Consider the following 14,710-nt stretch of genomic DNA (forward strand, 5'->3'; position numbering starts at 1 on the left):
AGAGCTACTTGTGGTAAGGGTGACCGGACAACACGGTCCAGGCACGGTACATCTGTTCGCCGATCAGGATCCGCACCAGCGGGTGCGGCAAGGTCAGCGGCGACAACGACCAGCGCTGGTCAGCCCGGGCACAGACTTCCGGCGCCAGCCCTTCGGGACCACCGACCATGAAGTTGACCGTACGCGAGTCCAGCCGCCAGCGGTCGAGCTCGACCGCCAGTTGCTCGGTGCTCCAGGGCTTGCCATGGACTTCGAGAGTGACAACCCGCTCGTTCGGCCCGACCTTGGCCAGCATGGCTTCGCCTTCCTGACGGATGAAACGGGCCACGTCGGCGTTCTTGCCACGGGTATTGAGCGGTATTTCCACCAGTTCCAGCGCCAGTTCGGACGGAAGACGCTTGGCATATTCATGCCAGCCTTCTTCCACCCATTTGGGCATGCGTGAACCGACGGCGATCAGTCGCAGTCGCACAGCGGTCCCTTATTCCTGGTCTTTGTTGAGCTTGTTGAAGTGCTCGTGACCAACTTCAGGGCTGTGGTGCTTGCCATCGGCCGCACGGCTCTGCTCGGCACCTTTCCACAGGCGCTCCAGGTCATAGAACTGACGGGCGTTGGAGGTCATCATGTGGACGATCACGTCGTCCATGTCCAACAGCACCCAGTCGCTGTCGCCCTTGCCTTCTTCACCCAGCGGCTTGATACCCAGGGCTTTGACGGCCTCGCGGACTTTGTCCAGCATCGCGCCGATCTGGCGGTTGGAAGTACCGGTGGCGATGATCATGTAGTCAGTGATGCTCTGCTTGTCGCGAACATCGATCACCAGCACGTCCTGGGCCTTGACGTCTTCCAGGGCGGCAACGGCGATCTTGACCAGCTCATCGCCTTTTGGCGGTTCGGCGGCGAAGACCTTTTCCGGCAGCGGGGCACTCTTGAATGTGCCTTTGCGTTTTACTTTGCTTTCGTTGTTGCTCGTCATATAAAACTCGTTTTGCTCGTTTGTTCGGGCGCTTCAATACACGTTGTTGCCACGTGCCTTGAGGCACTCCTATTCAGTTCGACGCACGGTAGAGTCCGTGCGCATCGATGTAGGCCAGGACCGCGTCGGGCACCAGGAAACGTACCGACTTACCGCTGGCCAGCAGTTGACGGATCTGGGTGGCGGATACCGCGAGCGGTGTCTGCCAGACGAATGCAATCTGTCCGCTCGGCCCTTTGAGGGCCAGCGGGTCGCTCACCGAGCGCGCTGCCAGCAGGTTGCGCAAGGCATCCGGCGGTTCGCTGTCGGCATCCGGGCGTTGCAACACCAGGATATGGCAATGCTGGAGCAACTCTTCCCAGCGGTGCCAAGTGGGCAGGCCGCAAAAAGCGTCCCAGCCCAAAAGCAGAAAAACCTGGTCGGACGCGGCCAGTTCGGCGCGCATCAGTTCCAGGGTATCAATGGTGTAGGACGGTTTGTCCCGCTGCAATTCGCGGGCGTCCACCACCAACGGTGCCACACCGGCCACCGCGCACTCGACCATCGCCAGACGGTCTTTTGCCGACACCTGCGGCTTGTCCCGATGGGGCGGCCTGGCATTGGGTGTCAGACGCAGCTCATCGAGCGCCAGGGTTTCGGCGACTTCCAGCGCACCGCGCAAATGGCCGATGTGCACCGGGTCAAACGTTCCGCCCAGCACGCCAATGCGGCGAGGGGCTGGCTCGCTGACGGTGACCGGGGCTGACGGGTCGAAGTCGCCCAAGTCAGACCGGCTCCTGTCCGCGCAACTGCCCGTCACCGACCACGATGTACTTCTCGCAGGTCAGTCCCTCGAGACCCACCGGGCCGCGGGCGTGCAGCTTATCAGTAGAAATGCCGATCTCGGCACCCAATCCGTATTCGAAGCCATCGGCGAAGCACGTTGGCGTGTTGATCATCACCGACGAGGAATCGACTTCAGCTACGAAACGCCGGGTGTCGCCCTGGTGTTCGCTGACAATCGAATCGGTGTGATGGGAGCCGTAATGGTTGATGTGCTCGATGGCCTGGCCCAGTCCGTCAACCACGCGGATCGACAGAATCGCCGCCAGGTACTCGGTGCTCCAGTCTTCCTCGGTGGCCGGCACGGCATCGATGATCGCCCGGGTGCGCTCGCAACCGCGCAGTTCGACGCCTTTTTCGCGGAACTGTGCCGCCATCGCCGGCAGGAAATCCTTGGCAACGGTTTGATCCACCAGCAGCGTTTCCATGGCACCGCAGATGCCATAACGATAAGTCTTGGCGTTGAACGCGATGCGCCGGGCCTTGGCCAGATCGGCGTGCTCACTCACGTAAACGTGGCAAATGCCGTCCAGGTGCTTGATCACCGGGACGCGGGCATCACGACTGACGCGCTCGATCAGGCCACGGCCGCCGCGCGGCACGATGACATCGACGTACTCAGGCATGGTGATCAGCGCGCCGACGGCAGCGCGATCGGTGGTTTCGACCACTTGCACCACCGCGGCCGGCAGATCGGCTTCGGCCAGGCCACGCTGAATGCAGGCGGCGATGGCGCGATTGGAATGAATCGCCTCGGAACCGCCACGCAGGATGGTCGCGTTACCGGACTTCAGGCACAGGCTCGCGGCATCGATTGTCACGTTCGGCCGCGACTCGTAGATGATTCCGATCACGCCCAATGGCACGCGCATCTTGCCGACCTGAATACCGGACGGACGGAAGCTCATGTCACGGATCGCGCCGACCGGGTCCGGCAGGGCTGCAACCTGACGCAGGCCGACGATCATGCCGTCGATACGCGCCGGGGTCAGCGCCAGGCGTTCGAGCAGGGCCGGCTCAAGACCATTGGCGCGACCGGCGGCCAAATCCTGTTCATTGGCCGCCGTCAGCTCGGCGCGGGCAGCGTCCAGCGCGTTGGCGGCGGCCTGCAGGGCGCGGTTTTTCTGCGCGGTACTGGCACGGCCGATCACGCGGGAAGCTTCGCGGGCAGCGCGACCCAGGCGGGTCATGTAGTCAAGAACGGACTCAGTCATGGTCTGGCGTGGTCTTTGATTAGGTCTTGGTAAAGAGTAAAGCGACAGATTATAGCTGTCGCGCCCACCGACTAACAGCGGTGACGGGCGGATGGTCGAAATGGAGGGCAATTTGCCGATGTTCAGCCGGGATTAAGCTGCAAATTGTTATCATCACGACTCATTCAGCCCTGACAAATGCCGGTCATCATGTCCAACCTGACTGTTCGAGCGTCCGCCGTGAGCCTGCCCACGGGCCTCCCGGACGCGTTTTTCGACCGTGACGCGCAAATTCTGGCCCGGGATTTACTGGGCAAAGTCATTCGCCATCGGGTTGGTGACCTGTGGCTCAGCGCCCGGATCATCGAGACCGAAGCCTATTACTGCGCAGAAAAGGGTAGCCACGCGTCCCTCGGCTACACAGAAAAACGTAAGGCTTTGTTTCTGGATGGCGGCCACATCTATATGTATTACGCCCGGGGCGGCGATTCACTGAACTTCAGCGCCCAGGGGCCGGGTAACGCCGTGCTGATCAAATCCGCCTACCCGTGGGTCGACCAATTGAGCGGGCCAGCCAGCCTGGCACAAATGCTATTGAACAACCCCGATGCCCAGGGCCGCCCTCGCCCGTCACAAAAGCTCTGCGCCGGGCAAACCCTGCTGTGCAAGGCACTGGGCCTGAAAGTACCGGTGTGGGACGCCAAACGCTTCGATCATGAAGTGCTGCTGGTAGAACACGTCGGTCAGATGCCCGCCCACATCATCCAGACCACGCGCCTGGGCATCCCCCACGGGCGCGATGAACACCTGATGTACCGCTTTGTCGACGCTGCCTACGCGGCTTGTTGCACGCGCAACCCGTTACGACGGGGTCAGGTCGAAGGTCGCGATTATTTTGTGCTGACCTGAGATTGATCCGGATTTTGAAACTGAAGGAATTCCCTGTAGGAGCGAGCCTGCTCGCGATGAGGTCAGCACAATCAACATCACTGTTGACTCAAAGTGCGCTATCGCGAGCAGGCTCGCTCCTACAAATAGAAATTTGAACATTTGATGGAGTGGTTTTTATGGGCCAATGGCTCGATAGCGTGACCGGATGGTTGGCGGTCAACCCGCAATGGCTGGCAGCAGCGGTATTCATCGTGGCCTTTGTGGAATGCCTGGCGATTGCCGGGCTGATCGTTCCCGGCACGGTGTTGCTGTTCGCCGTGGCGGTACTGGCTGGCAGTGGCGCGCTGACGCTCAGCGAGACGCTCTTGCTGGGTTTCGTCGCCGGAGTGCTGGGCGACGTCATTTCGTATTTTCTGGGGCGGCACTTCCATCAGAACATCCGGCGCTTGCCGGGCTTGCGCCATCATCCGGAATGGATCGCCGGGGCCGAGTCATACTTCCAGCGCTACGGCATCGCCAGCCTGCTGGTCGGGCGTTTTATCGGCCCCCTGCGGCCAATGCTGCCGATGGTAGCCGGCATGTGCGACATGCCTTTCCCGCGCTTCCTCGCTGTCAGCCTGCTGGCCGGCGCCGGTTGGTCGGTGGCTTATCTGATGCCTGGCTGGGCCACGGGCGCGGCAATCCGCTTGCCGTTGCCCGAAGGCTTCTGGCTCCAGGCCGGGTTAGTTGCCGGCAGCATTGCTCTGATGGTCGGCTTGAGCGCGACCAGCAGCCTGCGCCGACATCGCCGGGCGACGCTGTTTATTACGGGAATGAGCTTGCTGATTCTGGCGGGGCTGTTTATCGGTTATTCGCACCTGTCTGCACTCGATCAAGGGGTGATGACGCTGGTGCAGGAACATCGTAACCCGATGCTGGATGAAGTGGCGGTGGTCTTCACGCTGATCGGCGAATTCCGCAACATGTTGCTGTTCAGTGCGCTGCTGACCGGTTTGCTGCTACTGATGCGGCAATGGCGGCACGCGATTTTCGCGGGCAGCACGCTGCTCTTCACGGCACTGGCCAATACCGCGACCAAATACTTTTTCGCCCGCGTACGCCCCGAAGTGTTGACCGACCCGCTGACCAGCTACAGCATGCCCAGCGGCCATGCTTCAGGGTCATTCGCGCTGTTCCTCACCCTCGCCGTATTGGCCGGCCGCGGGCAACCGCCCAGGATGCGTCTGACCTGGCTGTTGGTGGGCTGCCTGCCCGCACTAGCGATTTCGCTTTCGCGGGTCTACCTCGGTGCGCATTGGCCGACGGATGTATTGGCCGGCGCAATGCTGGCGGCGTGTGTCTGCGCGGCCAGCCTGTGGCTGATCCAGCGCAAGGGACCGCTCAACGCCTTGCCGCCCAAGGTCTGGTGGCTGGTGCTCCCAGCCTTGGTGGCATTGTTCGGTTTCTTCGTGTTGCGGCATTTGCCGCATACGATGTTGCGGTATGCGTACTGACAGCAGTCAGGCAAACAGTTCGCCCTGCAACTCATCCAGCAACGCCTGAATCGCATCCAGTCGTTGCTGCGGATCATCGAGTTGCAGCAGGTCGATCTTGTCCAGTTCCGCGAAAGGCAACAGGTACGCCAATTGATTGGCCAGTGATTGTTGCCCGGTCGCCTCAGTGCCCATGTTCAACGCTTCGACCATCGGGTGCTCAGCCAAGGCCTTGAGCAACGCAACCAGGTCGGCATCTTCGTCCTGCAAGGGTTGCTCGGGTTCGTCTTCCAGCCACTCGACCTCGGCGACGGTCAGCTGATCGCGCTGGACTTCCGTTCGTAATACATGGAAACGCCGTCCGCCCTGAACCCGAATCCCCAGCAGGCCGTTATCCTGCTGCTTGAAATCGGTGATCAGCGCCTCACACCCGACCAGGGCGTAACCCGCCGGGGCGATACCGACTTCTTCGCCATCAAGGATGCACACCACGCCGAAGCCGCCGCCCTGCTTCATGCAGCGGCCGATCATGTCCAGATAGCGCGCCTCGAAGATCTGCAAATCGAGGATGCAGCCTGGAAACAGCACTGTATTGAGCGGAAAAAGCGGCAGACTCATAGACAATTCCTTACACCACCATCGACACAGCCAACGGCAGGAACACCGCCGTGGCCACACCCATCAGACTCATCGCCAGCGCCGCGAAGGCGCCGCACTCTTCACTTTCCTGCAACGCCACTGACGTGCCGACCGCGTGGGCCGTCATGCCCAGCGCCATGCCCCTGGCTTCCGGGCTGTGCACGCCCAACCGGGTCAACAACCCCGGGCCGAAAATCGCCCCGATCACGCCGGTAATCAAGACGAACACCGCTGCCAGCGCCGCGACGCCACCGATCTGCTCGGCCACCAACATAGCGATAGGCGAAGTCACCGATTTCGGCGCCATGGTCATCAGGATCATGTGCTCGGCACCGAACGACCAGCCCAGCAACACGCCCATCCCCGTGGCCACCACCCCACCTATCACCAGCGTAGTAAATATCGGCCAGAACAACTGCCGAATCCGTCGCAGGTTGAGATAAAGCGGCACCGCCAGCGCGACAGTGGCCGGGCCGAGCAGGATGCTGAGAATCTCGGTGCTCTTGCGGTACTCGGCGTAGGTCAGGCCGCAGCCCACCAGCACGCCGATCACCAGCAACATGGAGACAAGCACCGGCTGCAAAAAGATCCATCGGGTTTTCTCGAATGCCGCCAGGACGAGTTGATAGGCGCCAAGAGTAATGCCGATACCAAACAACGGATGATGAATTACCGACGTCCAGGCGCCGTGCCAGTCGAAAATCATTGGTTGTCCTCAGGGTGAGCGTGCCCCTTGACCATGCGCTGCATCAGCACCCCGGCGAAGGCCATGGAAAGCAGCAGCGACAACACCAGCGCACCGACAATGGCCCAGAAGTCCGCCGCGATGTCAGCGGCATAAACCATCACACCCACGGCCGGCGGTACCAGCAACAGCGGTAGGTAGCGCAGCAGGCTGCTGGCCGCCAGGTTCAGCGGCTCGCCGACCTGTCCGCGACAGATGAGGTACGCCAGCAACAGCAGCAGGCCCACAATCGGCCCCGGCAGCACCGGCAAGAACAAATGATTGATTGCAGTGCCGAGCAATTGGAACAGCACCAGCCACGTCAGGCCCCGTAACAACATCAAAGATCTCCCGCAAAATCCGTCACCCGCATTGGCAGGGCATTATAAGCATGCTCGCGCTATAGACCGGCATTCGCCAAAAGCATGGTCAGTTGACCGGAGCGTTTGGCCATGTTGATCTAAAGTGGTAAGCCGGGAGGTCAGATCCCCGCAAGCCAAAACCATAAAACCGATAAACCCAAGGAGAGTCTCAATGCCCTATGTTCCAGTTGCAGAGCTCAAAGATTATGTCGGCAAGGAACTTGGACGTTCCGAATGGCTCACCATCGACCAGGACCGCATCAACCTGTTCGCCGAAGCCACAGGGGATTTTCAGTTCATCCACGTCGACCCGGTCAAGGCCGCGCAAACGCCATTTGGCAGCACCATCGCTCACGGCTTCCTGTCGTTGTCGCTGATCCCAAAACTGATGGAAGACATCCTCGTCATGCCCGAAGGCTTGAAGATGGTAGTCAACTACGGCCTCGACAGCGTGCGCTTCATCCAACCGGTCAAGGTCAACTCGAAAGTGCGCCTGAAGGTCGACCTGACCGAAGTCATCGAGAAGAAACCCGGCCAATGGCTGCTCAAGGCCACCACCACCCTGGAAATCGAAGGTTCGGACAAACCGGCGTACATCGCCGAACCCCTGTCCCTGTGCTTCGTATAAACCTTGTCGGATGCGAAGCAGCTCCTGCTGTTTCGCGCCCTCTGGCAGTACCTCACCCTATATTAAGGACACATAGCTGCGGCATACTCCCTCGCCTAATTGCCCGGAATTCGCTATGCGCCCACTTGCACTCCTTGCCTTGACCCTGATGCTCACCGCTTGCGGCGACGGCGAATCACTATTGCCTCCCGACGCACGCCTGCCGGACGGCGGACGCTATCGCGGTGACCTGGTCAATGGTTTTCTGCAAGGCAAGGGGCGTATCGACTACCCGAACGGCAGCTGGTACGCCGGCGAATTCGACAAAGGCCAGTGGCAAGGCCAGGGCGAATGGCATGGCAGCAATGGCGAAGTCTATCGCGGGCAGTTCAATCAGGGCCTGTTCGACGGCCAGGGGGCACTGACCACCAACGCCAGCAGCTACAGCGGCGGCTTCAAGGCCGGCCGGCGCAACGGCGAAGGCACCCTCAAAGAAAACGGCATGAGCTATCGCGGAGAGTTCAAGGCCGATCAATACGCCGGCCTGGGTCGCCTCGAACTCGAAGACGGCAGCTCCTATCAGGGCCAGTTCGCCCACGGCAAACCCAATGGCGAAGGCCAGCGCGGTGACGGCAACGGCAATCAGTTCACCGGGCACTTCGTCGACGGCCAACTGGAAGGCAACGGGACTTTCAACAGCGCCGACGGCGACATCTATGTCGGCGGCTTCAAGAACAATCAACTGCACGGCAAGGGCCGCTACGAAAACGCCGACGGCGATGTCTGGCTGGGCCAGTTCAAGGAAGGCTCGCTGAATGGCAAAGGCGAGTTGATCGGCACTGATGGCAGCCACTACATCGGCCATTTCAATGACTGGCGCTTTTCCGGCCAGGGCCGGCTGAACCTGTCCGACGGCAGCTTCTACACCGGCCAGTTCGACAACGACAGTTACCAGGGGCGCGGCACACTGGTGTTGACCGATGGCACCGTGCTCAGCGGCACCTGGGTCAACGGCCAGCGCGTGCGCGACACCGAGGGCAAATTATTGCCCGATACTCTGGAGCTCGGACTTCTGGCCCAGGGGCGCCTGCTCGACGCCGCGCTGGCCAACATTCCAGCCTCGACAGCGGCGGTAGAACTGTATTCGTTGACCCTGGGCGGCGATGGCAAGCAAAGCGTGTTTCTGCGCGAATCCGACTACGTCGCCAACATGCTCACTACCCGTTTCGGCACTTTTGGCCAGATCCGCCTGGTGAACCATCGTGACCACCTCGCCGACCGCCCGATGGCTACCCGGGAAAACCTGCGCCGGGCTGCCCTGAGGCTGGCCGAACGCAGCGGTCCGGAAGACCTGATTTTCATCTACCTGACCAGCCACGGCACCAGCGAACACGAACTGGTGCTTGACCAGCCGCGCATGGAATTGGCCGATCTGCCAGCCGACGAGTTGGCCGCTGTTCTCGCCCCGTTGAAAAACCGCGACAAGATCATTGTGATTTCGTCCTGCTACTCCGGCGGTTTCATCCCCGCCCTCAAGGATGAACGAACCCTGATCATGACGGCCTCGCGGGCCGACCGAGTGTCCTTCGGTTGCTCGGAGGAGGCCAACTTCACTTACTTCGGCGATGCCCTGTTCGCCCAGGCCCTGAACCAGACCGATGACCTGGAACAAGCCTTCAAACTGACCAAGGCCAGCGTCGCCGAACGTGAGCTCGCGGACGGTTTCGAAGCGTCCGAACCACAGATCTGGGCACCGAAAACCGTCCTCTCACATTGGCAACTACTGCGTAAACAGCAGGCACGAAAAGCCCTGCAAAGTGCGTCCATCGAAAGCAAGGATGCAAACAGCAACTAAGCTGAATAGTATCAAGGGAGAAACACTATGTACTTGACGCCTCAGCACGTATTGCTTGCCGGAGCCACCGGGCTGACCGGTGAACATCTGCTTGATCGCCTGCTTAACGAGCCAACGATTACCCGGGTATTGGCCCCCTCACGCCGGCCACTGGCCGAGCATCCGCACCTGGAAAACCCGGTCGGCGACCCGACGGCGTTCCTGCCACAACTGAACGGGCGGGTCGATATCGCCTATTGCTGCCTTGGCACCACGATCAAGCAGGCCGGCTCCGAACAGGCGTTTCGCGCGGTGGACCTGGACATGGTCGTGGCCTTTGCCAAACGCGCACGGGAGATGGGCGCACGGCACCTGATCGTGATCAGTGCTTTGGGAGCCGATCGCAGATCCTCGATTTTCTACAACCGGGTCAAAGGCGAGATGGAGTACGCACTGCGCGCGCAGGACTGGCCACAGCTGACCATCTGCCGGCCTTCGCTGTTGCTGGGTGATCGCACCGAACCGCGACTGGGCGAGAAAGTCGCCGGCCCGTTGTCTCGGCTGATCCCTGGTAAATACCATGGAATCGAAGCCTGCCAACTGGCTCGCGCGATGTGGCGCCTGGCGCTGGAAGAACAGGACGGGGTCAGGATTGTCGAGTCGGATGAGCTGCGCAAACTCGGAAAGTAATCCACGGACCTGTGGCGAGGGGGCTTGCCCCCGTGCGGCTGCGCAGCAGTCGTAAATCCTGTGCGTGCGGAGCAACAGATAAATCGAGTTGACTGGTTTTGGGGGCTGCTTCGCAGCCCAACGGGGGCAAGCCCCCTCGCCACAACGCTCTCTTACAATCCACCCGTCGCCTGAAAACTCACCCCTATCACCGTCAGCAACGACAACGGCAACAGCAGCGTGTCGAGCAACGCACTGGCCGGCAAATCAACGCCCGGATAGCTCGGCGCTTCGGCGCCGAATCGGTCCATCGCACAGCACCCACCGTTCATTGCATACAAATCCAGGCGAGTGCCCGAGTACACCACCGGCGCGCCCGGCTTGGCCGCATCGAGGGTACGCGCCGTGGCGCACCCGGCCAATTGCAGTGCCAGCACCATCACCAGCAACTTATTCATCGCTGGTCAGATGATGCTCGCCCCAGCGCGGCAACATGTCCTGAGGAATATTCAGCAGGTTGAGAATCCGCGCCACGACGAAATCGATCAGGTCGTCGATGGTTTGTGGCTGATGATAGAAGCCCGGAGATGCCGGCAGGATTGTCACGCCCATGTTCGACAACTTGAGCATGTGCTCAAGGTGAATGCTCGAATACGGCGTTTCACGGGGCACCAGGATCAACTGCCGACGCTCTTTGAGCGTCACGTCGGCGGCCCGTTCGATCAGGTTGTTGCAAGCACCCGTGGCGATGGCCGACAACGTGCCCGTGGAGCACGGCACCACCACCATCGCCGCCGGGGAGCCGGAGCCCGAAGCCACCGGAGACATCCAGTCTTCCTTGCCGTACACCCGAATCTGCCCGGCGGCAGCCCCCGTGTATTCGGTGAGGAAGGCCTGCATCATCTGCGGCTTGGATGGAAGCGTGACGTCGGTTTCGGTGGCCATCACCAACTGCGCGGCCTTGGAAATCAGGAAGTGCACTTCACGATCTTCCCGCACCAGGCAGTCGAGCAGACGCAGACCGTACTGGGCGCCTGAAGCGCCGGTCATCGCCAGGGTGATGCGGTCCGGGCCGTTGTTCATTTGAGCGCCTCGGCCAGTTTGCCATGCAGGCCGCCGAAGCCGCCGTTACTCATGATCACCACGTGAGTGCCGGGTTGGGCCTGGCTCTTCACGCGCTCGATGATGCCTTCCAGGGAATCGCTGACAATCGACGGCACAGTGCACAGCGTCGCGGTGCCGGCCAGGTCCCAACCGAGGTTGGCCGGTGCGTACCAGATCACCTGATCGGCATCGACCACGCTTTCCGGCAATCCGTCTCGGTGCGCCCCAAGCTTCATGGAGTTGGAACGCGGCTCGATGATTGCAATCAACGGTGCATCGCCAATGCGTTTGCGCAGCCCGTCGAGGGTGGTGGCGATGGCAGTCGGATGGTGAGCGAAGTCGTCATAAATGGTGATGCCACCCACTTCCGCGACTTTTTCCATCCGGCGCTTCACGCTTTTGAAGGCGCTCAACGCGGCGATACCCATGGACGGCACCACACCGACATGGCGTGCGGCAGCCAGGGTCGCCAGGGCGTTGGCGACATTGTGCTGGCCAGTCATGTCCCACTCGACCACGCCCTGGGCGACGCCTTCGAACATCACTTCGAACTTCGAGCCATCTTCACTGAGCAGCTTGACCTGCCACTGACCGCCGGCACCAGTGGTTTGCACCGGCGTCCAGCAACCCATCTCGATAACGCGCAGCAAGGCCGGCTCAGTGGTCGGATGAATCACCAGGCCTTCGCTCGGGATAGTCCGCACCAAGTGATGGAACTGCCGCTCGATGGCCGGCAGGTCCGGGAAAATGTCCGCGTGATCGAACTCCAGGTTGTTCAGGATGGCCGTGCGCGGGCGGTAATGCACGAACTTGGAGCGCTTGTCGAAGAACGCGCTGTCGTACTCATCGGCTTCGATGACGAAGAACGGCGTATCGCCCAGGCGCGCCGACACCGAGAAATTCTGCGGTACGCCGCCGATCAGGAAGCCGGGGCTCATGCCCGCGTGTTCCAGCACCCAGGCCAGCATGCTGCTGGTGGTGGTCTTGCCGTGCGTACCGGCAACCGCCAGCACCCAACGACCTTGCAGCACGTGATCGGCCAGCCATTGCGGGCCGGAGACGTAGGGCAGGCCTTTGTTCAGCACGTACTCCACAGCCGGATTGCCCCGGGACATGGCATTGCCGATCACCACCAGATCAGGCGCCGGATCGAGTTGCGCCGGGTCGTAGCCTTGGGTCAATTCGATGCCCTGGGCTTGCAGCTGAGTGCTCATCGGCGGATAGACGTTGGCATCGGAGCCCGTCACGTGATGGCCCAGCTCTTTGGCCAGAACTGCCATTGACCCCATGAAAGTGCCGCAGATACCAAGAATATGAATGTGCATAGTCGACCTCGTAAAACATGGCCGCAGGTTAGCTTAGGGAGGGGAAAATCGCACCTGATGTTTCAGATCTGAAGGCGCCCGCTCCCACAAGGACTGCGCAGTCCCTGTGGGAGCGAGCCTGCTCGCGAAAGGCCACGACTCGGTTTACCGGGCAATCCCGTGTTTACGCAGCTTCCTGTAAAGGGTATTGCGACTGACCCCCAACTGCTCCGCCGTATGCGTCATGTGCCAGCGCGTCTGCTCCAGCGCATTGAGCAACGCCAGCCGCTCGGCATCTTCCAGCGGACGCTCCGATGGTTCCTCGATAGCCTGCGCCACCGCCGGCCTGGCCGAACGAATCATCGCCGGCAAATCCTCCAGCCCGATCCGCCCGCCTTCACACAACGCCGCCAACGTACGCAGCACATTTCGCAACTGCCGCACGTTGCCCGGCCAGGCGAACCCCAATAAGGCCTCCCGCGCCGGCCCGTCGATCAACACGGTTTCTGCGCCCGCCTCCTCGGCCAGCAAAAAATCGAGCAACCGGGATTTGTCGCTACGATCACGCAAGGCCGGCAACGCGACTTCCAGCCCGTTGAGCCGGTAATACAAATCCTCACGGAAGCTGCCGTCCTGCACACGATCCAGCAAGTTACGGTGAGTGGCACTGATGATCCGCACATTCACCGCTTCCGGTTCGCCACCGATCGGCACCACTTGCCGGTCTTCCAGCACCCTCAGCAAGCGCGTCTGCATGGCCAGTGGCATGTCACCGATTTCATCGAGGAACAACGTGCCGCCATCGGCCTGTTGCAACTTGCCGCGCATGCCCTCCTTGCGCGCACCGGTAAAGCTGCCGCCGCGATATCCGAACAGCTCGCTTTCGATCAGGCTTTCGGGAATGGCCGCGCAGTTGAGGGCGACAAAGGCTTTCTCCGCCCGCTGGCTGGCGTGGTGCACCGCTTTGGCAAAGGCCTCCTTGCCGGACCCGGTTTCGCCGTTGATCAGCAACGGCACGTCGCGTTCGTAGACGCGCAAGGCCTTGCGGAAGTCCACCTGCAACGTCGCGTCATCCAGGCAAATGCCCGACAGGCGCGGTGCTTGTGCAACCCTGGCCGCTGGCACCATCGGAATCGGCAGCGGCCGCCGTGCCTCACCGCGCAATACCGCGAACAGCTTGCGACCATCCCGGGTGCGCAACGGCCAACTGGCGGCGGCATTGGTGCTCGCGCGACCGAGCAACTCATCGAGCGAGCAATCGAAAAACGCCTCAACCGGCTTACCAAGCAAGCCGCCGCGAATATGCCCCAGCAGGTTCAGCGCACTCTGGTTGACCGCGCAAATGCGCCCTTCCCCGTCGAACGCCAGCAACCCTTCGCTGAACAAACCGACGGACTCGGCCTGCAAGTGAAAACGCAGCAACCATTGGTTGTCGAAACAGCGCAGGAAGTAGCAGCTCTCGATCATCTTCGCCGACAGATTGACCAGCGCCATGGTGTGGAACTGGCTTTGCCGCGACACATCGCGCCGCGCCGACGACACGTCGAGTACCGCCAGCAATTCGCCATGGGGATCGAAGACCGGGCTCGCCGAGCAGGTCAGGCCGGTGTGGCGGCCGCGAAAGTGTTCGTCCTGATGGATGGTCAGCGACTGACGCTCCACCAGACAGGTGCCGATGCCATTGGTGCCTTCGCAGGCCTCGCTCCAGTCGGCACCGAGCCAAAGGCCGGCGCGTTCGAAAATCTGTCGTTCGGCGGGCGCGGTGACACAGTTGAGGATCACGCCGCGGGCGTCGGTCAGCAGCACGGCATGGCCGGCGCCGGAGAGTTGTTGATGCAGGCTGGTCATTTCATTGCCGGCGATGTGCAGCACTTGCTGCAAGCGTTCGCGGCTTTCCAGGACACGGCCATGTTCCAGTACCGTCGGCGCGATGCTCAGGGCCGGATCGAGGTGATAGTCCTCAAGGCAGCGCAGCCAGGAACGGGCGATGGACGGATCACTGCCAGGACCGTGCAGGTGGGTCTTGCCCTGAGTCACGGTCAATACTTGCTGGGCATGGCGACTCAAATGGTTGTCGTGCATTTCTTATTATTCTCCCCGGGGCTCGGCGTCC

Annotated in this window: 16 protein-coding genes; 5 read left to right on the top strand and 11 right to left on the bottom strand. The window is 61.4% G+C overall.

All coding sequences use genetic code 11. The features are described from left to right. Positions 1-4: 4 nt before the first annotated feature. From rlmH to AC3IX1_RS25225, 4 genes are all read right to left on the bottom strand, one after another. A complete protein-coding gene (gene rlmH, locus AC3IX1_RS25210; RefSeq protein ID WP_489386221.1) occupies positions 5-472 on the bottom strand; it encodes a 23S rRNA (pseudouridine(1915)-N(3))-methyltransferase RlmH in 468 nt (155 codons plus the stop codon). A 9-nt stretch (positions 473-481) separates the two neighbouring features. Next, on the bottom strand, positions 482-976 hold the full coding sequence (gene rsfS / locus AC3IX1_RS25215; protein ID WP_095941979.1) for a ribosome silencing factor: 495 nt from the start codon (positions 974-976) through the stop codon (positions 482-484). 73 nt (positions 977-1,049) lie between these two features. Next, on the bottom strand, positions 1,050-1,739 hold the full coding sequence (nadD, locus tag AC3IX1_RS25220; RefSeq protein ID WP_489386222.1) for a nicotinate-nucleotide adenylyltransferase: 690 nt from the start codon (positions 1,737-1,739) through the stop codon (positions 1,050-1,052). A 1-nt stretch (position 1,740) separates the two neighbouring features. Further along, a complete protein-coding gene (locus AC3IX1_RS25225; RefSeq protein WP_489386223.1) occupies positions 1,741-3,012 on the bottom strand; it encodes a glutamate-5-semialdehyde dehydrogenase in 1,272 nt (423 codons plus the stop codon). A 189-nt stretch (positions 3,013-3,201) separates the two neighbouring features. Here AC3IX1_RS25225 and AC3IX1_RS25230 point away from each other — a divergent pair, with 189 nt between their 5' ends. Next, entirely contained in the window at positions 3,202-3,900 is a 699-nt protein-coding gene (locus tag AC3IX1_RS25230; protein WP_489386224.1) for a DNA-3-methyladenine glycosylase, read from the top strand. Positions 3,901-4,058: 158 nt separating this feature from the next. Beyond that, the gene (locus AC3IX1_RS25235; protein ID WP_489386225.1) at positions 4,059-5,375 is read left to right on the top strand and encodes a bifunctional DedA family/phosphatase PAP2 family protein; all 1,317 of its coding nucleotides are present in this window, start codon (positions 4,059-4,061) and stop codon (positions 5,373-5,375) included. Between the two features lie 6 nt (positions 5,376-5,381). Here the strand turns inward: AC3IX1_RS25235 and AC3IX1_RS25240 are convergent, their stop codons facing one another. From AC3IX1_RS25240 to AC3IX1_RS25250, 3 genes are read right to left on the bottom strand one after another with little or no spacing between them, the layout of a single operon-like run. Further along, positions 5,382-5,972, bottom strand: a complete 591-nt coding sequence (locus tag AC3IX1_RS25240; protein WP_007998442.1) for an LON peptidase substrate-binding domain-containing protein — start codon at positions 5,970-5,972, stop codon at positions 5,382-5,384. A 10-nt stretch (positions 5,973-5,982) separates the two neighbouring features. Next, positions 5,983-6,699 (bottom strand): LrgB family protein, encoded by a 717-nt coding sequence (locus AC3IX1_RS25245; protein WP_489386226.1) that lies wholly within the window; start codon positions 6,697-6,699, stop codon positions 5,983-5,985. Then, entirely contained in the window at positions 6,696-7,058 is a 363-nt protein-coding gene (locus tag AC3IX1_RS25250; protein WP_489386227.1) for a CidA/LrgA family protein, read from the bottom strand. Before AC3IX1_RS25250 ends, AC3IX1_RS25245 begins: the two co-directional genes overlap by 4 nt. A 193-nt stretch (positions 7,059-7,251) precedes the next feature. Here AC3IX1_RS25250 and AC3IX1_RS25255 point away from each other — a divergent pair, with 193 nt between their 5' ends. From AC3IX1_RS25255 to AC3IX1_RS25265, 3 genes are all read left to right on the top strand, one after another. Then, positions 7,252-7,707, top strand: coding sequence for a MaoC family dehydratase (locus tag AC3IX1_RS25255; protein ID WP_046041672.1), 456 nt, complete (start codon positions 7,252-7,254; stop codon positions 7,705-7,707). Positions 7,708-7,822: 115 nt separating this feature from the next. Further along, complete coding sequence (locus tag AC3IX1_RS25260) at positions 7,823-9,541, top strand: C13 family peptidase (RefSeq protein ID WP_489386228.1); 1,719 nt, start codon at positions 7,823-7,825, stop codon at positions 9,539-9,541. Positions 9,542-9,568: 27 nt separating this feature from the next. Then, positions 9,569-10,210, top strand: a complete 642-nt coding sequence (locus AC3IX1_RS25265; RefSeq protein ID WP_489386229.1) for an oxidoreductase — start codon at positions 9,569-9,571, stop codon at positions 10,208-10,210. A gap of 152 nt (positions 10,211-10,362) precedes the next feature. On the opposite strand, the gene AC3IX1_RS25270 is transcribed toward AC3IX1_RS25265, so the two are convergent. From AC3IX1_RS25270 to AC3IX1_RS25285, 4 genes are all read right to left on the bottom strand, one after another. Further along, positions 10,363-10,647: a YceK/YidQ family lipoprotein gene (locus AC3IX1_RS25270; RefSeq protein ID WP_046041669.1), complete on the bottom strand. Its 285-nt coding sequence runs from the start codon at positions 10,645-10,647 to the stop codon at positions 10,363-10,365. After that, on the bottom strand, positions 10,640-11,272 hold the full coding sequence (ubiX, locus tag AC3IX1_RS25275) for a flavin prenyltransferase UbiX (protein ID WP_489386230.1): 633 nt from the start codon (positions 11,270-11,272) through the stop codon (positions 10,640-10,642). Before ubiX ends, AC3IX1_RS25270 begins: the two co-directional genes overlap by 8 nt. Then, positions 11,269-12,618, bottom strand: a complete 1,350-nt coding sequence (gene mpl, locus AC3IX1_RS25280; RefSeq protein WP_489386231.1) for a UDP-N-acetylmuramate:L-alanyl-gamma-D-glutamyl-meso-diaminopimelate ligase — start codon at positions 12,616-12,618, stop codon at positions 11,269-11,271. Before mpl ends, ubiX begins: the two co-directional genes overlap by 4 nt. Positions 12,619-12,762: 144 nt before the next feature. Further along, on the bottom strand, positions 12,763-14,679 hold the full coding sequence (locus tag AC3IX1_RS25285) for a sigma-54-dependent Fis family transcriptional regulator (protein ID WP_489386232.1): 1,917 nt from the start codon (positions 14,677-14,679) through the stop codon (positions 12,763-12,765). Positions 14,680-14,710 lie beyond the last annotated feature (31 nt).

This window comes from Pseudomonas sp. KH_046_2 (genome assembly GCF_057838985.1).